This is a genomic window from Paenibacillus bouchesdurhonensis (assembly GCF_900155685.1).
Lineage (GTDB): Bacteria > Bacillota > Bacilli > Paenibacillales > Paenibacillaceae > Fontibacillus > Fontibacillus bouchesdurhonensis.
In genome coordinates, this window is the sequence record NZ_LT732548.1 from 3,222,160 (window position 1) to 3,248,684 (window position 26,525).

23 protein-coding genes are annotated in these 26,525 nt (G+C 48.4%); 4 read left to right on the top strand and 19 right to left on the bottom strand.

Going from position 1 to position 26,525, the window contains the following annotated elements:
* Window positions 1–8: 8 nt before the first annotated feature.
* The gene (locus CZ379_RS18495) at window positions 9–1,235 is read right to left on the bottom strand and encodes an MFS transporter (RefSeq protein ID WP_110932968.1); all 1,227 of its coding nucleotides are present in this window, start codon (window positions 1,233–1,235) and stop codon (window positions 9–11) included.
* A 186-nt stretch (window positions 1,236–1,421) separates the two neighbouring features.
* On the opposite strand from CZ379_RS18495, the gene CZ379_RS18500 reads away from it, so the two are divergent.
* The gene (locus CZ379_RS18500; RefSeq protein WP_199925677.1) at window positions 1,422–2,162 is read left to right on the top strand and encodes a DUF4339 domain-containing protein; all 741 of its coding nucleotides are present in this window, start codon (window positions 1,422–1,424) and stop codon (window positions 2,160–2,162) included.
* Between the two features lie 77 nt (window positions 2,163–2,239).
* Here CZ379_RS18500 and CZ379_RS18505 read toward each other — a convergent pair whose 3' ends face one another.
* The 6 genes from CZ379_RS18505 to CZ379_RS18530 all read right to left on the bottom strand — a co-directional run bounded on the left by CZ379_RS18505 (window position 2,240) and on the right by CZ379_RS18530 (window position 6,795).
* Window positions 2,240–2,719 carry a GNAT family N-acetyltransferase gene (locus tag CZ379_RS18505; protein WP_199925678.1) on the bottom strand — a complete coding sequence of 160 codons (480 nt, stop codon included), beginning with the start codon at window positions 2,717–2,719 and terminating at the stop codon, window positions 2,240–2,242.
* Between the two features lie 41 nt (window positions 2,720–2,760).
* Entirely contained in the window at window positions 2,761–3,111 is a 351-nt protein-coding gene (locus CZ379_RS18510; RefSeq protein WP_110932971.1) for a GNAT family N-acetyltransferase, read from the bottom strand.
* Window positions 3,112–3,150: 39 nt separating this feature from the next.
* Entirely contained in the window at window positions 3,151–3,621 is a 471-nt protein-coding gene (locus tag CZ379_RS18515) for a DinB family protein (RefSeq protein WP_110932972.1), read from the bottom strand.
* A gap of 17 nt (window positions 3,622–3,638) precedes the next feature.
* Window positions 3,639–3,941 (bottom strand): antibiotic biosynthesis monooxygenase family protein, encoded by a 303-nt coding sequence (locus CZ379_RS18520; protein WP_110932973.1) that lies wholly within the window; start codon window positions 3,939–3,941, stop codon window positions 3,639–3,641.
* A 78-nt stretch (window positions 3,942–4,019) separates the two neighbouring features.
* Window positions 4,020–4,940, bottom strand: coding sequence for an NAD(P)/FAD-dependent oxidoreductase (locus CZ379_RS18525; protein WP_110932974.1), 921 nt, complete (start codon window positions 4,938–4,940; stop codon window positions 4,020–4,022).
* Window positions 4,941–5,088: 148 nt separating this feature from the next.
* On the bottom strand, window positions 5,089–6,795 hold the full coding sequence (locus CZ379_RS18530; RefSeq protein ID WP_110932975.1) for a glycoside hydrolase family 13 protein: 1,707 nt from the start codon (window positions 6,793–6,795) through the stop codon (window positions 5,089–5,091).
* A 258-nt stretch (window positions 6,796–7,053) separates the two neighbouring features.
* Between CZ379_RS18530 and CZ379_RS18535 the strand changes: the two genes are divergently transcribed.
* Window positions 7,054–8,304 (top strand): multidrug effflux MFS transporter, encoded by a 1,251-nt coding sequence (locus CZ379_RS18535; RefSeq protein WP_110932976.1) that lies wholly within the window; start codon window positions 7,054–7,056, stop codon window positions 8,302–8,304.
* A gap of 65 nt (window positions 8,305–8,369) precedes the next feature.
* On the opposite strand, the gene CZ379_RS18540 is transcribed toward CZ379_RS18535, so the two are convergent.
* The 5 genes from CZ379_RS18540 to CZ379_RS18560 all read right to left on the bottom strand — a co-directional run bounded on the left by CZ379_RS18540 (window position 8,370) and on the right by CZ379_RS18560 (window position 13,059).
* Window positions 8,370–9,299 carry a hypothetical protein gene (locus CZ379_RS18540; protein WP_110932977.1) on the bottom strand — a complete coding sequence of 310 codons (930 nt, stop codon included), beginning with the start codon at window positions 9,297–9,299 and terminating at the stop codon, window positions 8,370–8,372.
* A 128-nt stretch (window positions 9,300–9,427) separates the two neighbouring features.
* On the bottom strand, window positions 9,428–10,348 hold the full coding sequence (locus CZ379_RS18545) for a glycine betaine ABC transporter substrate-binding protein (RefSeq protein WP_234404952.1): 921 nt from the start codon (window positions 10,346–10,348) through the stop codon (window positions 9,428–9,430).
* A gap of 60 nt (window positions 10,349–10,408) precedes the next feature.
* On the bottom strand, window positions 10,409–11,065 hold the full coding sequence (locus CZ379_RS18550) for an ABC transporter permease (RefSeq protein ID WP_110932978.1): 657 nt from the start codon (window positions 11,063–11,065) through the stop codon (window positions 10,409–10,411).
* Window positions 11,062–12,192: an ABC transporter ATP-binding protein gene (locus tag CZ379_RS18555; protein ID WP_110932979.1), complete on the bottom strand. Its 1,131-nt coding sequence runs from the start codon at window positions 12,190–12,192 to the stop codon at window positions 11,062–11,064. The genes CZ379_RS18550 and CZ379_RS18555 overlap by 4 nt, the downstream gene beginning before the upstream one ends.
* A gap of 246 nt (window positions 12,193–12,438) precedes the next feature.
* The gene (locus tag CZ379_RS18560; RefSeq protein ID WP_110932980.1) at window positions 12,439–13,059 is read right to left on the bottom strand and encodes a GntR family transcriptional regulator; all 621 of its coding nucleotides are present in this window, start codon (window positions 13,057–13,059) and stop codon (window positions 12,439–12,441) included.
* 179 nt (window positions 13,060–13,238) lie between these two features.
* Between CZ379_RS18560 and CZ379_RS18565 the strand changes: the two genes are divergently transcribed.
* Window positions 13,239–14,483 (top strand): chromate transporter, encoded by a 1,245-nt coding sequence (locus tag CZ379_RS18565; protein ID WP_110932981.1) that lies wholly within the window; start codon window positions 13,239–13,241, stop codon window positions 14,481–14,483.
* A gap of 34 nt (window positions 14,484–14,517) precedes the next feature.
* On the opposite strand, the gene CZ379_RS18570 is transcribed toward CZ379_RS18565, so the two are convergent.
* The 6 genes from CZ379_RS18570 to CZ379_RS18595 all read right to left on the bottom strand — a co-directional run bounded on the left by CZ379_RS18570 (window position 14,518) and on the right by CZ379_RS18595 (window position 23,527).
* The gene (locus CZ379_RS18570; RefSeq protein WP_110932982.1) at window positions 14,518–15,267 is read right to left on the bottom strand and encodes an SDR family NAD(P)-dependent oxidoreductase; all 750 of its coding nucleotides are present in this window, start codon (window positions 15,265–15,267) and stop codon (window positions 14,518–14,520) included.
* A 23-nt stretch (window positions 15,268–15,290) separates the two neighbouring features.
* Entirely contained in the window at window positions 15,291–15,686 is a 396-nt protein-coding gene (locus tag CZ379_RS18575; RefSeq protein WP_110932983.1) for a hypothetical protein, read from the bottom strand.
* A gap of 15 nt (window positions 15,687–15,701) precedes the next feature.
* Window positions 15,702–16,493: a DUF817 domain-containing protein gene (locus CZ379_RS18580; RefSeq protein WP_110932984.1), complete on the bottom strand. Its 792-nt coding sequence runs from the start codon at window positions 16,491–16,493 to the stop codon at window positions 15,702–15,704.
* 145 nt (window positions 16,494–16,638) lie between these two features.
* On the bottom strand, window positions 16,639–19,629 hold the full coding sequence (locus CZ379_RS18585; RefSeq protein ID WP_110934452.1) for a glycoside hydrolase family 48 protein: 2,991 nt from the start codon (window positions 19,627–19,629) through the stop codon (window positions 16,639–16,641).
* Window positions 19,630–19,655: 26 nt separating this feature from the next.
* Window positions 19,656–22,388 carry a glycoside hydrolase family 9 protein gene (locus CZ379_RS18590; RefSeq protein ID WP_110932985.1) on the bottom strand — a complete coding sequence of 911 codons (2,733 nt, stop codon included), beginning with the start codon at window positions 22,386–22,388 and terminating at the stop codon, window positions 19,656–19,658.
* Between the two features lie 254 nt (window positions 22,389–22,642).
* Window positions 22,643–23,527: an EamA family transporter gene (locus CZ379_RS18595; protein WP_110932986.1), complete on the bottom strand. Its 885-nt coding sequence runs from the start codon at window positions 23,525–23,527 to the stop codon at window positions 22,643–22,645.
* Between the two features lie 240 nt (window positions 23,528–23,767).
* On the opposite strand from CZ379_RS18595, the gene mscL reads away from it, so the two are divergent.
* Window positions 23,768–24,148 carry a large conductance mechanosensitive channel protein MscL gene (gene mscL / locus CZ379_RS18600; protein ID WP_110932987.1) on the top strand — a complete coding sequence of 127 codons (381 nt, stop codon included), beginning with the start codon at window positions 23,768–23,770 and terminating at the stop codon, window positions 24,146–24,148.
* Between the two features lie 95 nt (window positions 24,149–24,243).
* Here mscL and CZ379_RS18605 read toward each other — a convergent pair whose 3' ends face one another.
* Entirely contained in the window at window positions 24,244–26,517 is a 2,274-nt protein-coding gene (locus tag CZ379_RS18605; RefSeq protein ID WP_110932988.1) for a glycoside hydrolase family 3 C-terminal domain-containing protein, read from the bottom strand.
* Window positions 26,518–26,525 lie beyond the last annotated feature (8 nt).

The following is a 26,525-nucleotide window of genomic DNA, read 5'->3' on the forward strand; positions in this document are numbered from 1 at the left end:
TCTGCAAGCTAATCTGCCAGCTCTTGGCCTTTGGTCTCGATTCCTAACCATAACACCGCTGCAGCTCCGATAAGAATCGTCACAAAGAATATGCCAAAAATATATCCAACCTCATAATGCCTTGCAACGAGCATGCCTACCATATAAGGTGCAATAATCCCGCCAACGCGACCGAATGAGGCTGCTAGTCCCACTCCCGTCGAACGCACGCTTGTTGGATAGAGCTCTGGCGTATAGGCATACATTCCCCCCCAAGCGCCGAGATTAAAAAACGACAAGCATATTCCAGCAGCGATTAATGAACCTTCCGTCGTAGCCAGTCCAAACCAAGCGGCACTGATGGCTGTCAACACCAAATAGAGAACGAGAACAAACTTCCTGCCGAACTTCTCAATAAAATAGGCGGCCGTAAAGTAGCCGGGAAGCTGAGCAAGCGTCATGATAAGAACGTATTCGAAGCTCTTGACCAGACTGAATCCCTTTATGATCATGACCGAAGGCAGCCACAGAAACATGCCGTAATAGGAGAATACGACTGTGAACCAGAGAAGCCACAGCATTATCGTGGCACGGCGATGCGGCTTAGCCCAAACGGATTTGAACCGCTGGCCAAACGACATAGAACTCTGGCGCTCCTGCGCAGATTGCTTCGTGAACCGCGGCGGGTCCTCAATCGCTCTGCGTAAATAAAGGGCATATAAAGCGGGCAAACCGCCGATGATAAAAGCCGCTTGCCAACCGTATTTAGGAATGACAAAGTAGGCGATCAAGGCTGAAGCAATCCAGCCAGCCGCCCAAAAACTCTCCAGCAGCACAACCGCCCTTCCTCGATCCTTGGATTGCACTGATTCCGAAACAAGTGTAGAAGCTACGGGCAGCTCCCCTCCCAGACCAAAGCCGGCAATGAACCGCAGAACGCACAGAATGGCGAATCCCGTCGCCGCTGCCGATAAGCCCGTCGCGACAGAGAAGATTAGCAAAGTCCAAAGCAGAACCGACTTCCTTCCATATTTGTCAGCCATAAAACCAGCGATGGCCGCTCCAAATGCCATACCGATTGAGTTAATGCTCGTAAATAGTCCTGTTTGCTGCGGCGACAACTGCCACTTCAAACTCAAATCAGCGATAATGAATGACAGAATACCGATATCCATGGCATCGAACATCCAGCTTAGTCCGGCGCTCATTAGCAGCTTGCGCTGCTTCGGCTCCCGAATCGTCTCCAATAAGCTCATTTTTACCACTCCTACGCCTCGATTAGAGATTTTCTTTTTTTCGTTTAATATGGATCAATAATAGCAAATAATGACTTTTTTCGCATAAAAACTTCATCCTTGCCGTTGCTTCTGAGTAAATCCATGATACTATTGAGGATATTATGCTATATTTTTCAAATCTTCATTAAAGGCAGGATGATATTTATGGGGTACAATTACAACACTAGTCCGGTTCCTTGGTACTATGTATATCAAGACGTCATCAAAGGGCCCGTAACGATTGAGCAAATGCAAAGGGATTATTACATTCATCGAGAGCTGCAGCCGAACACTATGGTATGGACCGAAGGCATGGCAGAATGGACGCCGCTATCTTCGACCGAGCTGATCAACCATATCATGTTTGCGGCTCCCAACAATAATCATGCCCATTATAGCAGCCCGTATCAGAATACTACATATTCAAATTCTACAAATACAGGCAAGGTATACACCAGGCCATACTCAGGCTCATCACAATCTCCAACAGGGTACCCTGCAGCGGGATACACCTCTGCAACACAGGCACACGGGGCGCCTCCCATGCAATACTCACTGCAAAAAGCCAACAATACATACATGTGGATGATCGTCGTAGTTTGCGGAATCGGAACACTACTGCAGCTTTTTATTCAGGGCTACACGGGGGCTATAGGGCTTAGCCTTTTCATTCAGATCTTGATGATTGGATTATACGCCTTGTTCTGCGCTTTGGATAAAGGCGAACTTAAACGCGCAGGCCATCGAACGACATCCGTCTGGTGGTTCTTGATTGTACCGGTATATATGTTTATTCGAGCGTACAGATTACGCCAGTTTCCTTCATATGCCATTGCTTTCCTCGTCATCAGCTTTGTCGTCGGCTTCTTTTTTGGCTTTGTATCCGCTTTTGTCCAAGCGTTCTAAATCACCAGCCTAGGGGCTGAATTTAAAAGAGCTGTACCTGCAGGCAGTGCAATCTGCCATGGGTACAGCTCTTTGCTTTACACTAGCGCTAGATGGTAAATATGCTGCGGCCCAATCGGGCCGTCGATCAACCTTCCGTTATCGCGAAAGCCTGCCGACAAATATACAGCTTGGGCTGCTTTATTACGTTTATTTACACTCAGAACGACTTCATTCCGTCCAGGAAATTGAGATTTCATAAATTCAGGGAGCTGAAGCATGGCACCCTTGGCAACACCTTGACCCTGATGCTGATAATCGATTGAAAAAGATTGCAACAGCATAGCGTTAGCATTGATGGCAAAGTTCGCGATATTCGGCCCTTCCTGCAAAGTGAAAAAACCGGCAATTTTTTGCTCATACAGGATCACTACAGGATATCGTTCATCATCTTGGATCGCCTGTTCCAGCACGTCCTTAGGCAAGGCGCTGAACTCGATTTGACCTTCCGGCAGTTCAAAGCTCTCCAGACACTCTCGATCCATCGGCAGGTACGGACGCAAAATTACTTTGCTCATCCTTTCTGCATTCATCCCTAGTTTATTCATAGTAAATATGCTTAATCGCTACCTACCCTTCTTCCCATGATCACAAGATCCCTCTCGATTCCACCTAAATTGGCCACCTGCGGCAACAGCGCCCACTGCTCGAATCCGTACTTTTGCAGTAATTTCAAGCTGGCATCGTTATGGGCAAACACAAAACCCAGCAGAGTCTTCACAGCAATGACCGGACATGTCGCAATGGCCTTCTCAATTAGAAGACCGCCGATCCCCTGTCCTCGAAATGCAGAGGATATGTAAATGCTAATTTCCGCTGTAACCATTCTGCTGTCAATCGTCTCATTGTATATATCTACGATCTGCGCTAAATCGCCCTTTTGTGCATGCTCAATTCGATATTCAGACATATGAGTGCTCCTAAGCTTAGAAATAGCTAGCCTGGGAGGCTAGCTTTGGATTAATTTCTTGTACATTTTAATGACGCTAAAGTGCATGCCCTCATGATAAAGGCTAAAGTTCAAAAATCCTTCCACTGTTTCGAGCGTGAATCCTGACGATGTCTTATACGGCTTACTAACTTTTTCGTCCAGATTTCCTGAAAGCTGAGAAATGATTTGCTTGGGCTGCTGCTCGAGAATCTCAATGATTTCAGCAAGCTTTGGGGCCCCCTCCGTCCAATTCTCCGGCGATGTCCCGTTAGCAAAAAAAACCTTGTGCTGCGCTGGGATCATTGAAGACCGACCGGTAAGCTGAAAAGCGAATGCATCCTGAACAAGGGCAATGTGACCGAGGTTCCAGCGAATATGGTTACGAAATCCAGACGGAATAAGATCTGCTTGCTCTTCCGATAGATCGCTAACTACCTTTAAAGTCTGACTGCGGATGAATTCCAATTGGCTAAAAATAATTTCTCCCATGCGCTACCTCCCAATGACTAATCGATGTACTGCTTGATTTGGATATAATGCTGAACTTTTGGAAATGGATCGTAGAATTGGTGAAGCAGCGCTTTCCATTCTTGATAGCGTTCCGATTTCCTAAATCCGACCTCATGATCGGTAATAGAGCGCCATTTGACGAGAAGAATGTACTTATTTTCCTCCTCGACGCATTTATGCAGCTCATGCTCAATATAACCGGGCATTGCCGATATAATTTTGGACGCTTGGCGGAAGCTGCTTTCAAAGTCATTCATCGTTCCCGGCTTCACATGCAGCTCAGCTACTTCAAGTATCATTCTCTCCCCCCTCAACAGCTTGTTCAATCCATCATTTGTTCCAGTGTCCTTAGTATACCACCATACATATGATGGAAGCTATTTAGTTAATCCCTTCCTTTGCCGCAATGCCTTATGAATCCAAATCGCGGCGATCGAGCCTTCCCCCATCGCAACTGTTGCTTGCTCCGCATGCAGTGCAACATCGCCAGCCACCCATACCCCCTCTATGCTCGTTTGCTTGCTGCGCGGATCGCTTTCGACATGTCCGTTAGGGCTTAACTTTGCCCCGAGCTGATCAGCCAATTCAGAATGAACCTGATTTCCGCCAAAGGCAATGAAGCCGCGCTCTGCTAGCAGCACAGTCCCGTTATTCAGCACGACCTGCTCGATTTGTCCCTCGGCCCCTTGACGTATCTCAGCAATCGGCTCATCAATATACGAAATTTTCTCTAGACGAAGCTGTTCCATCAGTTTTGGAGAGATCGGTGAAGCGTCATGGTTCACATAAGTTAACATACTCGTTCGTTCTGCTAGTATTAACGCCATATTCGCGCCGCTATCGCCAGCCCCCATAAGCACAGTCAACTTGCCTTCAATTTCATAGCCATCGCAATCTGGGCAAATATAGACGCTGCTCCCGAGAGTCGTGACAAGTCCAGGAATATCGGGAATCCGATCGCTCACGCCTGTTGCCAGCAAAATTGTGGCAGCTTCATATTTATTGCCTGTTTCCCCTTTAAGCAGCATCGTTCCATCATCGTTTCGTGCCGCAGTAATCACCCGATCCTGAGTAAAGCGAATGCCGACGCTTTCCGCTTGCTCTCGGCCTCTCCTCCGTAATTCCTCGCCTGAAATCCCCTGCGGCCAGCCTAGAATATTATGATACTTTCGGCAGAGCGTGGATCTGCCCACGCCGTCATCAATGACAAGCACGTCGTACGCGGAATAACGTCCCAACTGAATTGCGGCTTGCAGCCCAGCAATCCCCCCGCCAATAATGATGCAGTCCTGTGCCATATGCGAATTTCTCCATTCCTCTATTGGGATAATGATGTTTAACGATCTTCTCCTTCTTGTTTTACCATGATTGGCTTAACGAGGACGGTCTAAAGAAGGATCGGAAATTGAAAGTCGAAAGACGATAACGACCGCGATATCGCGGTCGTTATTCATTCCGTGCTTTGGGCAGACGCTTCAGGTATACTCTAGCCTCATAAGGGCGAAGCGGCAATTTGCACAAGTCCTCATTTTTCTGCGCAGCATAATTCGATAGGAGCAGTTCCATCCCGTCCTTGGATAGTTCCTTGGGGAGCTCAAACAGCGGCTCACGTTCAAAAAAATTCAATATAACCAGCAATTGCTCATTTTCCAGCGTCCGCGAGTACGCATAAATTTCAGGATGTAGAGGCAGCAACAGCTTATATTGTCCGTAAACGATCACCTTATGCTTTTTCCGCAGATGAATCAGCTTCTTGTAATAATGAAAGATCGAATCGGGATCTTTAAGTGAATCCGCTACATTAATCTCCATATAGTTGGAATTAACCTTGATCCATGGCGTCCCCGTCGTAAAACCTCCTTGCTCGGTCATATCCCATTGCATCGGAGTTCGCGCATTATCTCGGCTCTTCTTATGAATCGCTTGCATAATCTCTTCTTCCGGCACCCCATAGTCTCGCTGCTCCTCATAGTAATTCAGCGTCTCGACATCGCGGTAATCGTCGATCGACTCGAGTGCGATGTTGGTCATTCCGATTTCTTCGCCCTGATAAATATAGGGCGTACCTTCCAGCATGTGAATGAACGTAGCGAGCATTTTCGCGGAAGGTACACGATACACCAGGTCATTGCCAAAACGGGAAACTGATCGCGGCTGGTCATGATTGCATAAGTAGTTTGCGTTCCAGCCACGGCGATGAAGCACGGTTTGCCAGTTACTGATGATCTTTTTCAACTCCAATAAATTCCATGGAACAACGTCCCACTTGCCGCTTCCCGAGGATGCGGCATCCATGAACATATGCTCGAATTGAAACGTCATATTCAGCTCTCTTCGCCCGTCACCTACATAATCAAGGGCTTGTTCCGGCCCTAAGCCCGATGTCTCCCCGACAGTCATAATGTCGTAATAATAGAGCACCTTGTCATACAAATTCTGAAGCAGGGTATGAACGCTTTCCAGGTTGGAGAACATTTCATACGCTCGTACCGTCTTCGTCTGATGGGGGTTATGCGCGTCCGGAAATCCTTCGGCTTTTACGATGTGGGATATCGCATCAAAGCGGAACCCGTCAACCCCTTTTTTAAGCCACCACTCGACCATATTATGAAGCTCGTCGATCACCACCGGGTTGTTCCAGTTCAGATCCGGCTGATACTTGGAGTATAAGTGCAAATAATACTCATCCGTCTGCGGATCATACTCCCAAACCGAGCCGCTAAAATAGGACTCCCAGTTGTTCGGCGGGCCTCCGTTTTTCCCTTTGCGCCATATGTAATAATCCCTCTTCGGATTATCCTTGGACTGACGAGACTCCAAGAACCAGGGATGCTTGTGGGAAGTATGGTTCAGCACTAAATCCATCATCAGCCTCATTCCGCGGGAATGCATATCCTGAAGGAGCAGGTCAAAATCCTCCATCGTGCCAAACTGCTCCATGATATCGCAATAGTCGCTAATATCATATCCGTTGTCATGGCCCGGCGATTTATAAATGGGGCTAAGCCACAGTACATCGACGCCCAACTCCTGCAAGTAATCCAGCTTGGAGATAATGCCTTTGAGATCGCCGATCCCGTCGCCATTGCTGTCTTTAAAGCTGACCGGGTAAATTTGATATACTACACTCTCTTTCCACCACTTCGGTTTCATGTTAATATTCTGCCTCCTTATCGGGGTGCAGCTCTTTCGAGCATCAAAGCGGTCTGATTTCTAAAATACGTCGAGCCGATGATCTACTTATATATCTTTAAACAATCGTTACATTCGATATAACAGTTAAAATTAATTTTTGGCCTATACATAACTTTTTTATGACCATTTTCACTGATATAGTATAATGAAATAATCTGCGTCTATTCGCTATGCTACGCAATTATTGCAATTGACTCGAAAGGATGTCGCTAAGCTATGAATTCATTCACCGGGGATTATTCGCCATCTCCTCGCCCCTTGTCGCCCTCGGCACGGATTAAGGCGGCATTCATTCTGGGCAGCTTGTCTGCCTTTGGCCCGTTATCGCTGGACATGTATCTGCCTGCGCTGCCTAAGCTTGCCGAGGAGCTGAATACCACAGCTTCCATTACCCAGCTTAGTCTTACCTCCTGCTTGCTTGGACTTGCACTAGGCCAACTTGCAGCAGGGCCGATCAGTGATGTACGCGGGCGCCGTACCCCACTCGTTATTTCGCTTTGTCTTTACGCGCTTAGCTCGCTGCTATGCGTCTTTGCACCGACGGTATGGGTACTCATTGCCCTGCGATTTCTCCAAGGACTGTCCGGTGCGGCAGGAATCGTCATTTCACGGGCCGTCGTACGTGATTTGTACTCTGGCACGGAGCTGACTAAATTTTTCTCACTGCTGATGCTCGTGAACGGAGCTGCGCCGATTCTTGCGCCGATCTTCGGAGGACAGCTGCTGCAATTTACGTCTTGGAGAGGCGTATTCGTAGTATTGTCCTTGATTGGTGTTGTTATGATGATCGCAGTATTATTCGGCCTTCCCGAATCGCTTCCTAAGGAACGCAGGCAATCGGGCGGACTATCTGCTACATGGGCTACCTTCCGCCGACTGCTGGGAGATCGTCTATTTATCGGCTTTTGTCTAACGCAAGGACTTGTTTCGTCCGCGATGTTTGCTTACATATCGGGATCGTCGTTTGTCATGCAAAATGTATATAACGTATCGCCGCAAGTGTACAGCCTCATTTTTGCCACCAATGGCGTCGGGATTATCATTGCCAGCCAAATGACCGGCCGTTTGGCTGGTCGGATTAAGGAAACTGCGATGCTGCAATTCGGATTGGCGCTGGCGCTGGTAGCTTCTTTAGGCTTACTAACGGCAATTATGCTGGGTGGCGAGCTGATTACCGTACTTATTCCTTTGTTCTTCATCGTATCGTGTGTAGGGATTATTTCCACGTCCGGCTTCTCGCTCGCGATGCAGAGTCAGGGAAAGGCAGCTGGCAGCGCCTCCGCCCTGCTTGGACTTGTCCCTTACATTCTCGGAGCCACAGTCGCTCCACTCGTAGGACTTGGAGGCGAGCATACCGCGTTACCCATGGGGATCGTCATCGCCATTGCCGAACTGGGCGCGGTGAGCAGCTACTTGCTGTTCGTGTATCCCCGGCTTAAGAAACAGCGGATGACCTCGGTGGTCTAGATGAACAGTAAGAATGGGAAAGGGATCGCCCTTCGCTTCAACAGCGCCGGCGATCCCTTTCTTTACTATAAATATTGCTCTACACTCTGTACGTATTTATGACGCTTCATTCCGAGCTGCGCCTCAACCTTACGTTTCATTGTCGATAAATCGGCTAATATTCTCTGGATCTCGGTTTTCTTTTGACTCACCTGCTGAAGCATTTCATTGATTTTACCTTGAACGATCCAATCCATAATAAAACCGTCAAAGAAATAATCCGAGAACTTTAGGAAGCCGCCAATCTCGATATGAGTCGGCAGGTGCTCGCCAACATCTCGCAGCTCCTTCTCGAAATGCCGTAGACTATTTTGGGCACGGTAAAGGTGATCCATAGCCTCGTCCAGACGCCCATGCTTGATATGGGTCGAGATCATGCCTCCTCCGAGCATATCATAGGTACCCCAGTTTTTTGCAGACCTCAGTTTCTCGATGGCGTTATCCAAATCACGGGCGACTGAACGCCCCGCACGCAGCGCCTCGTCTAATTCCTTATCTTGAACAGCTAGTATCGCCTGCTCCTCAGCCAACGTTTGCAGCTCGGGATTGTCTTGTAATAACTGCCTCTCCTTGGCCTCGAACACTTGATCATAATCCAGCTTCCAGAACCTCACTTCCTTTAGCTGCGCCTCGGCGGCTGCGATTTGCTGAAGTGTATGCTGCACCGCCCGGTCCGCTTCATCATATTTCAGCTTCGCTTCGACCACTTCACGCTGTTCCTGATCCAGCTTCTCCGTTTTTCTACCAAGAAGCGTGTACAATAAATTGGACAATGATAGGCCAGTCAGCTGCTTGACGTCCCCCTCCTCAGCAGCCAATCTCCGGCCGGCATCCTCTTTGGCGCGCTCCAGTACCCTTAGCTCTTCCTTCAATTGCTGGCAGCGCTTCTCCCATTTTTCCTTTCTCCGGCCCTTCTCTCTCAGCTCCGCTAGACGTTCGTTCATAGCCTCATACATCCCTATCCCACCTCCGAGAAATACGTACTCCATTTTCTAACCATTCATATGTATTTACGCTATTTGATGCTTGAAGTTACATTAAAAAAGGCACCTTTCGGTGCCTACCCGCTTTAGTGTCTAATGTACTAGCCTTCTATCAAACCTTTTTCAATAAGAAACTGGCGAGCGACCTCTTCTTCCTTCAACCCTTCTACATCTACATCAGCATTCAGCTTTTGCATTTCCTCATCGCTGATCAAGCCGCTCATTTGATTCAAGACTTCTTCTAATTCGGGGTAATTGTCCAAGGTATCTTGACGAATAATAGGGCCACCGTCATATGGCGGGAAGAACTCTTTGTCATCTTGTAGGATCACCAGGTCATGCACCTTGATTTGCGCATCTGTGGCATAGGCATTTGTTACGTCTGTCTCCCCGTTGGCAATGGACTGATACATAATGCCATGATCCATCCCTTTCTGCTGTTTGAAATTCATGCCGTACAGCTTTTGAATGCCTGGGAAGCCGTCATCACGGTCGAGGAACTCAAACTCTACGCCAAGCACCATATCCTCAGATACTTTCGCCAAGTCGCTGAAAGTTAGCAAATTGTGTTGTTCTGCCGTTTCACGTGTAACCGCTAGAGTGTACGTATTGTTAATGCCGAACGGCTCCAAAAATACCAAATCGTCTTCCGTTAGTAGCTCTCTCGTTCTCGCTAAAGATTCTGCGGAATTTCCCGTTTCTTCTTGATAGTAGTTAGCTACAACGGTTCCCGTATATTCGGGATATAACTGGATTTCATCGTTCTTAAGCGCGCTCCAAGCCACATTGGATCCGCCTAGATTAACCTGCCTTTTCACTTTAATATCTGTCTTGGCTTCGATCAACTCCGCCATCATTAAAGCGAGCAGCATGTTCTCTGTGAAGTTCTTCGAGCCCACGGTAATTTCTCCTGCACCGCCATTGCCGCTGCTCGTGTTCGAGCCTCCTCCGCATGCCGTTAATAACATCGCAACCAAAGCTAGTACAAGCAGGCCAACCGTCATCTTCTTTTGTTTGTTCATAATATTCATTTAAATCCTTCGAACCTCCATTTTGAATAGTTGCAACTAATTTAAACTTGTCTATACCTTCAACCCTTTTGGCGTAGTCGCTTTCTCTAGCAGTCCAAGCAAGTAATCCATGATCAGCGCTAGAATGGCTGCCGGGATCGCCCCCATCAAGGTGAGCGCCTCAATGTTGCGCTGAATGCCTAGAAAAATGTACTCTCCGAGTCCGCCCGCACCTATAAAAGAGGCCAGCGTAGCTGTCCCCACATTGATCACCGCAGCCGTTCGGATCCCAGCCATAATCACATTCAAAGCTAGTGGAAGCTGAACTCTGAATAGAATTTGCCAACGCTTCATGCCCATTCCCCGAGCTGCCTCCACAATCGACTTGTCGACATCGGTAATGCCTGCGTACGTATTACGGATAATCGGCAGCAGGGAATATAAGAATAATGCCGCTACAGCGGTCTTCATTCCAATACCAAACAACGGAATCATAAATCCGAGCATCGCTAGGCTCGGGATTGTCTGAAGAATACCGGCAGTCCCCAGTGTGATGCCTTTCAGCGCTTTAACCCGTGTAATCATAATCCCCAATGAGATCCCAACGATAATAGCTAACAGCATCGATAAAAAGACAAGTTCAATATGCACGAATAATGATTGCACCAATTCGCTTTTGCGCATATCGAACTGATGGATCAATTGTTCCCATAACGATTTATCTCTCATATGTTCTCCTCATCTCCAACCCATTGAGCGGCAAATGCCGTAAGCAGACTGCTCCTAGTGACAATGCCCGTAATTTCTCCCGCCCCCGTCACCACCGGAATGATGCCGAATGGCGCCTCAGTTATGAGAGCTAGAGCGTCTCTTGCCGTCGCTGTGTCCTGAAGCACGATTTCAGGTGCCTTCATGATTTCCTCAATCGTAGTAACGTTATCTAATTGAGCAGACACATCATAGGCGGATACAATGCCAAGCAGCTTACCGGAATCATCGCCTACGAGCAGCGTATCGGTCTTTCTTTGCCGCATGAAGGTAAGCGCTCTGCCTGGACTGCGGCCCGGCAGCGTGGTCGACGGGTTGTCCCGCATAACTTCAGTAACCGGAATGTACTCCGGATTTTGATACAGACGGTTCTTCCCGACAAAGCCCTCTACGAACTCATCCGCTGGATGACTCAAAATTTGATCCGGTGTATCGATCTGCACCAATTCTCCATCTCTAAGAATGGCAATTTTGTCGCCAAGCTTCAGAGCCTCTTCCATATCATGCGTCACGAATACAATCGTCTTCTTGACAGCCTGCTGGAGCTTCAATAGCTCATCCTGCAGCTGTTCCCGGGTGATTGGATCAAGAGCGCCAAAGGGTTCATCCATCAGGATAATATCCGGGTCTGCCGCTAATGCCCGTGCAACGCCCACCCGTTGCTGCTGCCCGCCCGACAGCTGCTTAGGATAGCGTTTGGCAAAGATCTCCGGATCGAGTCCGACCATGCGAAGCATTTCGTTGACCCTGTCCTTTTTCTTCTTCGCGTTCCAGCCCTTGAGTTCGGGGATTAAGCCGACGTTATCTTCAATCGTATAGTGAGGGAATAATCCGATTTGCTGAATGACGTAACCGATGTTTTTGCGAAGTGTTACGGGGTTTTCTTGCGTAATGTCCTTGCCTTGCACATAAATTTTGCCCGAAGTGTGTGGAATTAGGCGATTAATCATCTTCATTGAGGTCGTCTTGCCACAGCCACTGGGACCGATCAGTACAAGAATTTCTCCTTCCTTGACCTCAAAACTAATGTTTTTTACCGCTTGGTAACCGTTGGTATATGTCTTGCTAACTTGCTCAAATTTCAGCATTTCTGCCTCCTTTGCACTTTGAAATTTAATTTTTTTCTGATCCCCTCTGCATGATTTAATCCAGAAAAATCAATAGTTTCTTACTATACTCAAAGCACCAATAGATACTACTATAACAAAAGAAGGAACAACTGACAACCTGAAAAGGTTTTATAAGTTGTATGTTAAAAATTGGGATATTGATGTAAAAAAAAGAAGCTGCCCTCGGCAATTCTTGCCGTCAAGACAACTTCTCAACATTATGTATTACTCGATATATTGATTCACAAACCGTTCGGTTTTTTCATAAATTTTGGGTTCGCCAACAAATACAAGCGTATCATTTTCTCTCAAAATAACGTGAGGCCCTGGAGAAATGGAAACCCTCTTATCTCGGCGCAGCGCAATGACGGTCGCTCCGGTGTTTTGCCAAAATTGCAGGTTGCCGATCGTCTTTCCTACCGCATGGGACATTTCTTGAATTTGAACCTCCATCGGGTTGTATGGGGTCAGGTTTTGCAGTCGGTCAGAGGCCTGCGTAACCTTTTTCAGGAGCACTTCAAATCTGCGATCCACTTCTTTCTTCTCTGTCATTAGAAGTTCAAGATCTTGCTTCAAGGAGTAAGCCGATTTCAAATAGTTGCTGCTTGCCAGGTACTCTTGAGCCTTTTGATCCGAGATGACGACAATTCCCTTCCCTTGCGAGACAGAAACAATCCCTTCGTCCTTTAACAGTCCTATCGCCTTGCGAATCGTTTCCGGGGAGACGTGATATTGAGCCGCCAACAATGACCGCCCTGATATTTTGCTCTCAACAGCTAGCTCCCCGCTAACGATTCTTTGAGCAATATCGAGCGCGATGGATTTGTAGACAGCAATTTCCTGCATTGCAATGACTTCCCCCTTTTATAAGCACATAATTCAAGTATATCTCTTTTAGTCCGGCAAATAAATAGACCTGGCCAAGCCCGCAAATCCCAGCAGTTTACGTCCTGTTAATAGAATCATGGTAATGTAAGTTTTAAGTATCTGAAATTGAACATGCAAAGAGAGGAATAATCCATAATATGACTGAAAAAACGGCACAAGAAAAATACGCCAATGCTTCGTCACAAGTCCCAGTTAGAGATATTTTTACTGCCTCTTTAAAGCTGGGGCTGACCTCCTTCGGAGGCCCCGTCGCTCATCTCGGCTATTTCCATCAGGAATATGTCGTCCGCCGCCAGTGGATCGAAGACAAAGCTTATGCCGACCTCGTTGCTTTGTGTCAGTTCCTGCCCGGCCCGGCCAGCAGTCAGGTCGGAATCGGCATCGGCCTACGCTGTGGGGGGCTCCTTGGAGCGATCGCCGCATGGCTTGGATTTACACTGCCTTCCGCCTTGCTCTTAGGGCTGTTCGCCATGGTCGTACAAACGATGAATATTGGCGAAACATTCTGGCTTCACGGCTTGAAGCTGACCGCCGTGGCAATCGTGGCTCAGGCCGTTTGGGGCATGGGCATAAAGCTCGTCTCGGGTCGAAGCAAAGCTGCGATAGCCATAGGGGCAGCATCTTTGACGCTATTATGGCCTAGCAAGCTAGGTCAAGTAGCGATTATTGCAGCGGCCGCCTTGCTGGGACTTATCATGTATCGCCCCGAAAAATCCGAAGCCGCCCCCAAACTATATCCTTTGCCCCATGCAGCGGCAAATAAACACAATTTTAATAGCCACAGACATCCTTTAGTTTATATAGGAATCTATTTTGCTCTGCTGCTTCTACTGCCCCTGCTGGGGCGATGGTCAAATGGCGGGTGGGTCTCCCTAGCCGACAGCTTCTATCGAGCGGGCTCTTTGGTATTCGGGGGAGGGCATGTGGTGCTCCCGCTGCTTCAAGAGGAAGTTGTCCCGTCCGGATGGGTTGGCTTGTCCGATTTTATCGCCGGATATAGCGCTGCCCAAGCCGTTCCCGGGCCGCTATTTACGTTTGCATCTTATTTAGGGGCAATTTATGGCGGAATCCCCGGTCTAGTTGTAGCGACAACGGCAATCTTCCTCCCAGCATTCCTGCTTGTGGCAGGCATCCTGCCACTTTGGGATCGGCTGCGAAGCAATGCTGCCGTTCAGCGGGCACTTCAGGGCATTCATGCCGCGGTTGTCGGGATATTGCTAGCCGCTCTTTATGATCCTATTTGGACTAGCGCGGTATTTACGCCGTTTGATTTCGTGCTGGTGCTGTGCTTGTTCTCCATGCTTCATGTTTGGAAGCTTCCTCCATGGTGCGTAGTGATCTCAGGTGCGGCAGGTGGCTTGCTTCCGGAACTTTTGCTATAACGATTATAGTCAAAAGCATTGGGTGAAATTCTTCTTACTCCGCATAGATCATTTTCCTCGTCATCCCGCCATCAATGACAAGATGCGTTCCGGTAACAAAGCTGTTGTCGGGAGCTGTTAAATACAAGCAGGCCCGGGCGATATCCTCAGGTCGGCCTACCCTTCCCGCTGGATGCTGATTATGGTCAATTTCGCGAAGTTCCTCATAGCTGCCCGTCTCAATCCAGCCGGGGCTTACGCAATTCACTCGTATCCCTTCTGAGCCCAGCGACACAGCCATTGCGTGGCTAAGCGACACGATGGCTCCTTTTGATGCCGCATACGCCTCGGAGTTCGGTTCAGACATCATCGACCTCGTTGAGGAAATGTTAACGATGGAGCCGCCGTTTACGTGCTTTTTCATCAGTTTCGCCGCTTCACGGGTCATGAGGAAACAGCTTCGCACGTTGGTGTTGAGCACATCATCCCATTCATTAACTGTTAGCTCGAATGGCGATTTAAACCGGGATATCCCTGCATTGTTAATCACGATATCAATTCGTCCATATGTACGATCGATATGCTTCATCATTTCAGTTATTTCCCGCTCCCTGCGAACATCGCAGGGAATAAACTCCGCCTTTCCCCCTGCCCGTCGAATTTCTTTCGCGGACTGTTCGCCAGCTGAGGAGTGCAAATCAGCAAGTAGAACGATAGCCCCGCGATGGGCGTAGGCATCTGCAATGCCGCGGCCGATTCCTTGTGCAGCGCCGGTGATAAGTACGATTGAATTAGCATATGACATGGCTCATGCAGCCCCCTCTTTCATTATCGGGTCGTAAAGAAGCTTTTCATTAGCGTTAATCCGCTCATGAGGCCAAAGAAGAAAAATTCCCGCTTTTGAACCAAATGAAAGTATTCGGCAATCGCGATGATTTTTATATATGAAGAAGCAATCGGATAAATCAGAATCAAAAAGCATGGAAGAAATACACCGAAGAACAGCGGTTTATTCATCTTTCTTCGCGTCGGCCATCCGTTAAGCAGGCTTAAATACACCCCGAACACGAGACCGTATATGATATTGGCTATCAACAAATTACCCGTTTGAAGAAATGCTCGCTGACTCTCCATCATGGTGAAAAAACGGCCGCTATAATACACAAGCAAGCAAACGCCGATCATCCATACAATATAGTACAAAATTCCCTTTGATTTGTTCATATCCGACTCTCCCACTTATTTCATTGGCACACCGCGCGGTGCTGCTCTATTTCCCATTTTAACATGCTTTAACTGAGCGACAATAATAACACTGATCACTACGAGCAGAAACCACGAACTGATTTTTCCGATATGGACAAGATGCCATGTCTCCTCCTGATTGGGGTATTTCCAAGCCCCCAGAAAGGTCGTCACATTCTCGGCCACCCAAATAAAGAAACCGATAAGCAGAAATGACAGGAGCAGCGGCATGCGCAAAGTCCTTTCCTCTAATGTGAAATACACCGTACAGCGTAAAAATACAGCAATGAGGAGAAGCATGAGAATCCAGCGGTAATCACCAATAAAATGATGCGTGAAAAAATTTAGGTAGATTGCAGTGCTGATGGCGACCGCATAAACCGATCTCGGCCAGCCTGTGATTCGCAGCTGCAGCCGCCTCCATGCTTGGCAAATATAGCTAGCTACACTCGCATACATGAACCCGCTATAAAGTGGAACGCCGAACACCTTGCTCCAGGCGGCCTCCGGATATGCCCAGGAGCCCATATGCACTTTGAAAATCTCAAGTCCCAAACCGATGATATGAAACATGCAAATCACTTTCAGCTCATCAAGTGTCTCCAGCTTGCTGATAATCATCGCCGCCTGCGCCAACAAGCAAATCAGCAAAATCCAATCATATCTTGGAAGCACGGGCAGTTGAACCACTTTCGTAAGAGCAAGCGCGCCAAATATAATCAGTGGAAATAGGCAGGATAACGCTTGGAGCCATGTAAATACAAACAGCTTGCGAATAAACGCCATAACGATGCATCAGCCTCCTGTTTCTTCAATTGGATTTTATCACAATTTGGAGCAGGTGGTGACTGTCCAGCCATAATATTTAGCATGAAGAAAAACGCCCGATCTGCTAGAATCAGCAGATTGGGCGTTTGCTCAGCCTAAAGCTCTAAGGTTCAATCCCCCATGCCAAATTGCCGTTCAAATACAAAGGCGCCTTCTCCCAGTTGGCAAAATTGGTCTTCGTAGCGTCATAAGAATAGTCATCCGCCTCGTTAAAATTCGACCAATCCGACTTGTTGACCCGCACCTGAATTTCCCCGCTGCTCGCACCAGGCGCCAGGCTGCCTGCACCGGAGCCAAAGGAAATTTCCAAATAATAATCGGCCCCCGTCTTGGCTGAAGGCAGCTTGACGAAGTTTCCGCTCACGTTTCCGCTGCCGACAACCGCATAATCACAATGGAATTCCTGGGGCTTGTCGCCATCGATCGTGTAGTAGTAGCGAATCTTCACGTCGCTTAGCGATACTGCCGTGTCCCCATTGTTCACGATACGGAAGTGCGGTCGGAACTGGTTGTCTCCCGGGTTGGTATCATTCGTGCGATATTCCAGCGTCAAATCGCCTTCAACTGGCGTTAGAATGGAAGTAGGCAGAGCACTGGCCTCTGGAGAGTCAGGACTCTCCCCTACGCTGTTAGACGCGCTAATTACATAATAATATGTTGTGTCGTTCACAACGCTTGAATCGGTATATGAAGCTTGCGCCGTCGTGCCTAAGATAGTATATGCACCGCCGCTAGTCGTTGCACGTTTGACCGTGTAGCTATCTGCGCCGCTCACATTGTTCCAGGACAAATTAACTACCGCATCGCCAGCTACTGCGTTTGGCTTTGAAGGAGCTTTTGGCGCTACAGGCTCCACCGGGCCGCTTTGATCGCTATTGATCAGACGATCATATTCGGCATACGCCGTAGCCATGTCCACTTGAGACCAGAAGCGATGATAAGTGAACTCCGGAGCACCGTTCGTCCATTTCTTTGTTTGTGGATCCCAAGAGGTGTTATACTTATCTTCCAAATACTGCCATTGTGGATCATTCTTAATTTCTGGGCGAACATCGGCATAGCTGGCATATACCCCGTTGCCGCCTTTTGCCGGATCCGACGGCACTGTGGATGTGCCAGGGATCGTGTTGCCTTGTCCGAATAAGCCTGTCCAGCCGTTAGGGAAGTAAATTTCCTTAGCAAAGAAACGATAGTAATCCTCGCGAGGCTCTACAGTTGTAATTCCGATACCGTCGTTATAGCCCCATGCGGCATCCAGCAGCGCCTTAGCTAATTGCTCGGCTTCGCTGCCCATTGCCGTGTAACTGCCGTTCTCTGCTTTGGTCCCTGCTGCAAAGAAGGTTAGCGCTTTAATATAGCTGCCAAGCACGCCCGCATCCTGACCCGGGTTCTTCGTGACAACGCGCAAATTAGGATTGCCGTTGTAATTGTTGAAGCCGTTCCAAGTTGCCGGTTGGCCCGACCATTCCAAGTTGCTTGGAATCCAAAATTCTCCCGGTGCTGAAACCGTTGCAATGGAAGGATTGTTCCCGCCAAGCACACGGTTGCCCTGACTGTCCAAGTAATATCCTTCAGCATCCGTTACAGGACGGCTATCGGCAAAGGCGTAGTCCATGGACCAATCAACCCATTTCTGTATGACCTGCTTCGCCATTTGGAAGTTCTCCGATGTGGTATCCCCGTTCGACGCCAGGATGTAGTAGAGCTCGGCGATTCTCTCCACCGGCCAAGCCTGCATGCCGAACCAATTGTTGGAAGGCGGATCATGGTAAACTGGGGCATCATCATAGGCCATGTCGTAGAATGTGCTCTTGCCGGCCGGATACGCCTTATACGCACCATCCCAGCTGTTTGTCGCTCCGCCGGCAATCGCTCCTTCAGCGGATTGAAGCCAGGTATAGAATTCCAATTGGCGCTTCAATGAAGTCGTCCAGTCTTGGCCTGCCGTTGGAGAGGTCGGAACGAGGCCCCCGCTTGGATCAGAAAGCGCGTAAGCCGCTACAACGTTCTGGTACCCTTGATGAGCATGGCTGGCTCCGATCCGCCAGGCCCAGTTGCCGGTCTGTCCGAGACCGCCGCCCCAGGAGGTATACCATGCCATTAGATAATGGCTGGCATCCTTGCCGGTACCGGCCGTCGGCGTTCCGCTTGAAGCGCTTCCAATCTTCTGGAAGTACTTGTCGTACATGCCGTAACGCAAGTAATCCCCCATCTTCTTGGCTTTGTTCAAGTATACAGAATTGTTATATCCCAATTCTTTAGCCCAATACATTGCTTGGATTGCCCGCGCATCCGCATCGGTTGCATTCGTATAACGCCATTGTTCAGCAGGGGGATTGCTTTCCTTGGTATACAGGCTCATGAAGCCTTCTCCGCTTTTACCAAATGTTTTGTTGTCTTGGGACGGATGAGGCACAGCTTCCCATACTGATTCCTGCTCGCCCCGTTGGAAAGTGTTTACATATGTCGCCGTATGGCTAGGGTTCAGTAAATTTCCGAACCCGTACCAGTTGTCAACATCTAGAAGCCAATGCATCAAATATGTCTGGTTGTTGCCATAAGTCGCTTTCAATTCGGCATCGAGCGGATCTCTCCCAGCTGCATACTGCCCGCTGAGCTGGCTCGGATATTGATCCGGCTGAGTATATTCAGCAGCATAAGTTGCCGGACTATTCGGATTATAATAACTCATCGTTGGCTGCTCTTCGTTGCCGTCGCCTTCATTCACGGGAATAATGTATTTCTCCATATTATCCCAAGCCGCTTCCAGCTTACTCCAGTCCCCTGTATAGTGGCCATATAATACCTCAAGCCAAAGCCAATAACTATAAGCCTCCGAAGTCGTCATATGCCCATAGTCCGGCGCTTCACTCATAAGAGTCTCAATAGAGTGATAAGGGATTCCTTCGGGCGAGAAGTAGCCGTTTGCTGGACTTTTCAACTGCTGATACATTTGCAGAAAACGAGTCTCCTCGGCAGACGGAGCTGCAAGGGCTTTGTTTGAATGAACAGTAAATGCACCCGATACGATAGTAAGCGATAATGCCGCACTCATTACGAGCGACATCGGTTTCTTAAGAGCTGACCATTTCATCATATTCATCCTTCCCATACCTTAATTTAGGGCTCGATTCCCCATACGAGGCTGTTTCCTTGATGCAATGTCACATTGTCCCAATCCGCAAAATGAGTCTGCGTTCCGCTATACGAATAATCGTCCGACTCGTTATAGTTCGACCAATCTGCCTTGTTAATTCTGACCTGAATCTCGCCGCTATCCGCTCCGGGTGCTAAATTCCCAGCCCCCGTTGCAAACGAAATTTCCAGATAATAATCGGCCCCAGCAGCCGTATTGTCCAATTTTACAAATCTGCCGCTGACATTGCCGCTGCCGACCACGGCATAATCGCAATTGAATTGTTGGGGCTTGTCCCCGTCAACCGTATAATAATAACGGATTTTCACATCGCTGAGAGCTACGCTCGTTGTTCCCGTATTAACAATGCGAAAGTGCGGCCGGAACTGATTATCTCCAGGATTCGTATCATTTGTGCGATACTGCAGCTTCAATCCTCCTTCAATCGGTATACTCCCTTCTATTGGTCTAGCATTTACTTGCATGGAGTTAGGGCTATCGCCGACAGAGTTCCTGGCAACAACGACATAATAATAAGTCGTTCCATTAACCACTCCATGATCGGTATAGGCTGTTCCCGTCGTGTCGCCAACTTCCGTATAGGGCCCACCCTCTAGGATCGCCCGCTTCACTACGTAATCGTCTACACCGCCGACGGCATTCCAAGACAGCTCAACTTGACCATTTCCAGCAGTGGCTTTTACTCCTTTTGGCGCTGCTGGCAGCGTCGGTTCACCCGGATTATTCCCTCCGGACGGCGGTTGGCCAAATACATGTACACCAGCGTCATAGACGGGAATATTGTTCATTTTCACAGGAGAAGCCGCACTTAAAGCAATGCCTTGGAAGGAATGGTCGTTGCTGTTATCCCAGAAGTTCGTATGGAGCGGTGCAGCAATCCGAAATTGAACTTCTTTCCGGTGAGCTGATTGTCCGCCTGGATATATCGAAGTTCCCGAAAAATCAATCGTTGTATAGTAAATATGGGCAGCTTCATCATGGGGCTTAAGCGGGGATACTACCGCTCCCTGGTTATATCCTCCGGCAGAAACCGTAATATCGGCCGGACCGTAGCCAGCGGCGACAGCTTCGCTGAGATCAATATAATAATTGAAGGACAGCTTATCGCTTGTTCTTGCAGGCCAGCCGGAACGATTATTAACCAATGCTTTGATCTCCACAAAATTGCTCCCGCTCGTGTTAACGGACGCTTCTACGAACATTTCATCCTCGCGAATTTCCGGCGCCGGAAAATTGGAAAGCGGCTGCTGCCCCTGGCCATGAAGCAGTACCATCTTCGCGAGCGCTCCCGTAAAGGCGGCATTATAATCCGTGGCTACTTCATTCGACACATAGTCGCCAATCGCATCGGTATAGCTGTCGTCCTTTGAAGGCCCGCCAACGAGGGCACCATATAAAATATGCCTGTGATTGACAGGTACCTGCTGATTATCAGCCCAGGAACCATGGGATGTTCTATGATGAGGATGCTCCGGCGCATTGTTGCCGAACCCGACCACATAGCTGCTAGTGCGTGGATTGTCACCCAGCATATACAAGATTTGACTCTCGGCAAAGGTGCGGGCACGGGATTTCTTCACGGGATCACTCACCCAATCTGAATATACGAAAGCAAGGAATGCCTGATTAGCCGCATAACGAAGAGCTCCCCATTGATCCAGGTGCGCAAGTCCTCCCGGTGTGTAAGTCACCCGTTCTCCAGTTCCCGAGACGCCTGTCGTCCAGAACTCCATATTCCGTTCGGTTGATTGAACGAATCGCGAGTCTCCGGTAATCCGGGCCAGAAGCAATTGAGCGCCAAACTGCTTGTTATCCCAGTTCTGCGTCCATTTATAATCCCAGCCGCCCGACTGCAGCGTTCCCCATTGGTTACTGGCGGCAATCGCTTTATCAAGATAGCTTTGATCTTCGGTAGCAAGATACAGCCATGCTCCGCCCCAGCTCAATTCGTCGGCATAACCGCTCCAGGACTTGTAATACTGCGCAGCATCAGTAATGCTGTCAGAGTATGACCCGCGGTATTGATCCGCAAATTGATACAATTGCTTCGCATGCGTAAGCAGTTCTTCTGCATAGACCGCATCCGTATCCCTAAAAATAATAGAGGCTGCTGCGAGCGCCGCCGCCGTCTCCCCTGCAAGATCCGAGCCTGGACGGCTCGCGTCAATCTTATAGGCTGGGCGCTGCATCGGCATGACCTCGGCGGGGCCCCACCAATTGTGATCCGCCGTTCCATTTCCTACCTGCCCCCACAATTCATTGGGAGCTGTATGCGCCTTGATGAAATAATCCGTTGCCCAGCGAATATTATCTAAAATATGTTCAAGTTGTCCCGACTGTTCGTAGCCTTCCCGATACTCATACACCGACCATGCGAGCATCGTCGCCGTATAGGCCATCGGAAATCCGAATTTGACATGATCGCCGGCGTCATACCAGCCTCCTGTCAAATCGTGGCCAATGTCGGCGCCATCTTGAAGCCCGGAATCGCCGCGCCATTCCACTCGGTTATTATCCGGCAGCTGGCCTGAGCGCTGAGTCTCATAGAAGTAAATCGATTTCTGCAGTGCTTCGGCATAATTATAATCGGTAGCTGCCGCCTGCGCACTTCGCGCAGAGAGGAGTGCCGAACTTCCCGTAAGCGCTAACAAAAGAGCCAATGAAAATATTCCGCTTCGTTTCACCCATTTTCCCATACGTCCTTACCTCCTTTCTTATACGACAAAATCCATAATAAACGGATAAAGAGCTTCTCTTGCAACCACCCTCCTTCGTCGAATTAGGGTTCTTGTTAGCTAGTTTCCAAATAATTACAACGACCCTAGCCACAATATACCATATGAATCTATTAAATGCTATAATTTACATAAAAATGTTATTTGTTGTTAGCATAATTGTAAAAAAAAAGTGATATGTCATATGACATACCACTCTTCGTTGCTTTTTAGTTTTAAAATATTCGCAGCGCAAGCATTCCAATGATACAAATGAACATGCCGATGACTTCCAATCTTCTAAACTTCTCTTTCACATAGACGCGAGTATATAAAAGAATTAAGAGAACATTCATAGCTACTACGGCAGATACCAGTCCTGTAATCCCGAATTTAAAGGCTGTTATAATGAGGATCATCCCGAAAAAGTTCGTTAAGCCAATCGCCATGCCGCTAACAAATGTCCGCTTCTCGTTCCACTTGCCCTGTTCAGAGGTAGTTTCGTATGTACTGTTAGCCACGTTTTTTCTCTTGCGATTTTTATCTACCAGCCACCAAGTTGCAAAACTGATGGATCCAATAGTGAACATATAGAATAATGTAGGGAATAGCTCCGCTTCCAATCGTGTCGACATTTTTCCAGCCATATCGTTTAAGCCGAAGAACACCATCGCAAGCAATCCCCATTGCGCCCCCTGCAAATTGCCGATTCGAAGGTCATTCGAATATCTAACCGTCAAAATGCCCGCTATTATCAAAACAAATGCTAGCATTTGCCCAAGGGACAGCGTCTCCCCCCACATGATATAAGCCAAAGTAACGACAACGACAGGCGGGAGTCCGGTCAATATGGCAATAATCGAAGGTTTGCCCACGGCAAATCCTTGAAACATACAAGCATTCGCGATAAAAGAGAACGCTCCCATGAATACGCCCGTAAGAGCACTGGCTGTCCAATTTTGTCCGAAGACTACACTGCCTATCAAACTAGCGATTGCCCCGGTAAAAAACACCCCGAATAGCATTAAATTCCGATCCATACCCTGCTTTGAAGACCAATGGTAGAAAATTCCGCGCAGACCAAAACTGATCGCCGCGAGAGATGCGAATAAAAGCCACATTTTAGCATAACTCCTTCTTCTGGTTGAACTAAAAGTTGTGCAACTAGCCACTAATTATGCATTATACCATCATCCCGAATAATGACCACTACAATCATCACTATTCTCAACTGCAAGGATATAGCTGACCGATCGCAATATCTCAGTAACCCTGTCCAATACCCCGGCTTTTCTTGTTGCCAAAAAGCATAAGCTCATTTAATCTTAAAGAAGTTTGATCTATTCTCAGGAGGGAATTTTATGTGGAAAGAGTTTAAAACATTTGCCTTTAAAGGCAATGTACTGGATCTGGCGATCGCCGTCATTATTGGCGCTGCTTTCGGAAAAATCGTCAGCTCCGTCGTCGACGATCTTATCATGCCTTTGTTCGGTATCGTGTTGGGAGGGCTTGATTTCTCGAGCATCGTCATCCAGGTCAATGAGGCAAAAATTCAAATCGGCTCATTTATTCAAACCGTGATCGACTTTATCATTATCGCCTTCTCGATTTTCCTCTTCATTAAATTGCTTAATAAGTTTAAACACAAAGAAGAGGCAGAACCAGAAAAGCCGGCAGAGCCAAGCAAAGAAGAGCTGCTGCTTACCGAAATTCGCGACCTATTAAAGGACAAGCAAATCTAAAAAATTGAACAGCCGATAACAGGCTATTCTATATTTTAACACCCGTAGCAAAGCGTTTAACGCGGCTACGGGTGTTGTCATTGAAATCCTATACTCTATACAGCATTAAGAGTATCGATCATTTCCTCCATCATCTCTTCCGTGAAAGTACCACCGCCAAAGTTAACTAAGGCGCGCAGCGGCATATACTTCATCATCGCCGCCAACATTTCCCCCATATTCCCGTCATCGTTCATTTGCGCAAACGGATGAGTTTCGTTTACCTTATCCAGCAAACGCTTTGCGGTGGAGGACAGATGCGGGTCCGCAAGCAAATCCCCGACAAGCGAATTGCGGTTCACCTTCATCTTGACCCCTGTTTCCGAGCGAACGAGCAGCGTGTCCCGCAGCACAATATCCCGGGAGGACTTCCCGATCAACAGCTCAAATACGCCCGTTTCCACATGCCAGTCCTTTAACTCGACATTGTAATAAGCAAAGGAACGTTTATCCAGAATAAAAGTGACCCTTACTTCCTCGCCCGGTTCCAGCCTTACCTTCTCAAAGCCCTTGAGCTCTTTTCCTGGTCTGCTCACGCTGCTCTGTACGTCTTTCACATAGAGCTGAACGACTTCTTGTCCGGCGACCTGTCCTTCATTTTTCACAACTACGTTGACTTCCACGGTATCCGTATCCGTGATTTCCTTCGCGCTGATTGATAGATCTCGATAGCTGAACTCCGTATAGCTGAGTCCGTGGCCGAACGGAAACAACGGTTCTATTTCTTTAGCATCATAGTAACGATACCCCACGAATATTCCTTCCTTGTATTCCACCTTGTCTCCATCCCCTGGAAAATTTAAAAAAGACGGATTATCACTAAGCTTCATCGGGAAAGTCTCTGCGAGCTTCCCTGAAGGATTCACCTCGCCGAATAGCAGCGATGCAATCGCTCCACCGAGAGCCTGACCGCCTAAATAACCTTCTAATACGGATTTCACTTTAGACAGCCATGGCATTTCAATTGGAGCCCCATTGCTAAGCACCGCCACAAGGTTCGGCTGTACGGAAGCTACCGCTTCGATCAGCGCAATCTGGTTGTCTGGAATGCTCAAATGCTCGCGATCATAGCCTTCTGATTCATAACGGTCGGGTAAGCCGATGAACAGGATCGCCACATCCGCCTTGCCTGCCGCTTCCTTAGCCTGAGCAATGTATTCCGCATCGATTTCATCGTGATTCAAATGATAACCTTCCGCGAACACGATCGATGCTCCCCCGGCAGCTTGAGCGATTTCCTCATAAACATTATCTAGCTTGGTCGGCAAAATATGCGAGCTGCCTCCGCCCTGATATCTAGGCGTTTGCGCTAATGCCCCGATGACGGCAATCGTTCCTTCCTTCGCGAGCGGCAGCAATCGATCTTCATTCTTCAGCAGCACCATGCTCTCAGCTGCGACTTCTCTAGCTAACTGATGGTGCGCTTCCTGATCGTAAACTGCATTCTCTACTTTGTGATCAACCGCCTTGAAGATAATGTTCAGCAGCCTTTCCACCGCTTGATCCAGCTTCGCTTCCGACAGCGTTCCATTCTGAACGGCAGCGATAATCTTCTGTTCCCCTAAGCCGTTGCTCGCGGGCATTTCCAGCTCTAATCCCGCTTGAAGCGCATCCACGCGCTCGTTGACCGCGCCCCAATCCGAAACGACAAAGCCCTCAAAGCCCCATTCGTCTCTTAATATATCGGTAAGCAGCCACGGATTTTCGGATGCGTATTCTCCATTGACCTTGTTGTAGGCACACATGACCGTCCATGGCTGAGCCTGACTGACGGCATTCTCGAAGCTGGCCAGATAGATTTCACGCAGTGCTCTTTCATCGATTACCGCGTCGGTGGACATCCGGCGATGCTCCTGGTTGTTTGCTGCAAAATGCTTCAAGGATGTACCAACCCCTTGGCTCTGTACGCCGCGAATGTGGCTTGCCGCCATTTCTGAAGAGAGATATGGATCTTCCGAGAAATATTCGAAGTTTCTGCCGCAGAGCGGGGATCGTTTAATATTAGCTCCCGGTCCCAATAACACCGCTACATTTTCCGCCTGGCATTCCTTGCCCAGCGCCTCACCGACCTGCCCGATCAACTCCCTGTTCCACGTACTGGCTAAGCCGACGGCCGATGGAAAGCAGGTAGACGGCACGCTTTCATTCAGGCCCAGATGGTCGGCGCCTTCCGCCTGTTTACGCAATCCATGCGGCCCGTCCGTAACCATAATTGAAGGGATACCTAGTCGTTCAACCCCTTTTAAATGCCAAAAATCAAGCCCCGAGCACAGCCCGGCTTTCTCTTCCAACGTCATCTGAGCAATAAGTGACTTCAAATCTCTTTTCATAAGCTCCT

Coding starts and splice junctions, on each gene's coding strand:
- CZ379_RS18575 (WP_110932983.1), bottom strand. CDS start 15,686: ATGAACAAATCAAAGGGAATTTTGTACTATATTGTATGGATGATCGGC.
- CZ379_RS18505 (WP_199925678.1), bottom strand. CDS start 2,719: ATGAGCAAAGTAATTTTGCGTCCGTACCTGCCGATGGATCGAGAGTGT.
- CZ379_RS18605 (WP_110932988.1), bottom strand. CDS start 26,517: ATGAAAAGAGATTTGAAGTCACTTATTGCTCAGATGACGTTGGAAGAG.
- CZ379_RS18595 (WP_110932986.1), bottom strand. CDS start 23,527: ATGTGGCTTTTATTCGCATCTCTCGCGGCGATCAGTTTTGGTCTGCGC.
- CZ379_RS18565 (WP_110932981.1), top strand. CDS start 13,239: ATGACTGAAAAAACGGCACAAGAAAAATACGCCAATGCTTCGTCACAA.
- CZ379_RS18495 (WP_110932968.1), bottom strand. CDS start 1,235: ATGAGCTTATTGGAGACGATTCGGGAGCCGAAGCAGCGCAAGCTGCTA.
- CZ379_RS18510 (WP_110932971.1), bottom strand. CDS start 3,111: ATGTCTGAATATCGAATTGAGCATGCACAAAAGGGCGATTTAGCGCAG.
- CZ379_RS18555 (WP_110932979.1), bottom strand. CDS start 12,192: ATGCTGAAATTTGAGCAAGTTAGCAAGACATATACCAACGGTTACCAA.
- CZ379_RS18520 (WP_110932973.1), bottom strand. CDS start 3,941: ATGATACTTGAAGTAGCTGAGCTGCATGTGAAGCCGGGAACGATGAAT.
- CZ379_RS18585 (WP_110934452.1), bottom strand. CDS start 19,629: ATGAAATGGTCAGCTCTTAAGAAACCGATGTCGCTCGTAATGAGTGCG.
- mscL (WP_110932987.1), top strand. CDS start 23,768: ATGTGGAAAGAGTTTAAAACATTTGCCTTTAAAGGCAATGTACTGGAT.
- CZ379_RS18560 (WP_110932980.1), bottom strand. CDS start 13,059: ATGCAGGAAATTGCTGTCTACAAATCCATCGCGCTCGATATTGCTCAA.
- CZ379_RS18515 (WP_110932972.1), bottom strand. CDS start 3,621: ATGGGAGAAATTATTTTTAGCCAATTGGAATTCATCCGCAGTCAGACT.
- CZ379_RS18550 (WP_110932978.1), bottom strand. CDS start 11,065: ATGAGAGATAAATCGTTATGGGAACAATTGATCCATCAGTTCGATATG.
- CZ379_RS18535 (WP_110932976.1), top strand. CDS start 7,054: ATGAATTCATTCACCGGGGATTATTCGCCATCTCCTCGCCCCTTGTCG.
- CZ379_RS18525 (WP_110932974.1), bottom strand. CDS start 4,940: ATGGCACAGGACTGCATCATTATTGGCGGGGGGATTGCTGGGCTGCAA.
- CZ379_RS18580 (WP_110932984.1), bottom strand. CDS start 16,493: ATGGCGTTTATTCGCAAGCTGTTTGTATTTACATGGCTCCAAGCGTTA.
- CZ379_RS18530 (WP_110932975.1), bottom strand. CDS start 6,795: ATGAAACCGAAGTGGTGGAAAGAGAGTGTAGTATATCAAATTTACCCG.
- CZ379_RS18545 (WP_234404952.1), bottom strand. CDS start 10,348: ATGAACAAACAAAAGAAGATGACGGTTGGCCTGCTTGTACTAGCTTTG.
- CZ379_RS18570 (WP_110932982.1), bottom strand. CDS start 15,267: ATGTCATATGCTAATTCAATCGTACTTATCACCGGCGCTGCACAAGGA.
- CZ379_RS18540 (WP_110932977.1), bottom strand. CDS start 9,299: ATGTATGAGGCTATGAACGAACGTCTAGCGGAGCTGAGAGAGAAGGGC.
- CZ379_RS18590 (WP_110932985.1), bottom strand. CDS start 22,388: ATGGGAAAATGGGTGAAACGAAGCGGAATATTTTCATTGGCTCTTTTG.
- CZ379_RS18500 (WP_199925677.1), top strand. CDS start 1,422: ATGGGGTACAATTACAACACTAGTCCGGTTCCTTGGTACTATGTATAT.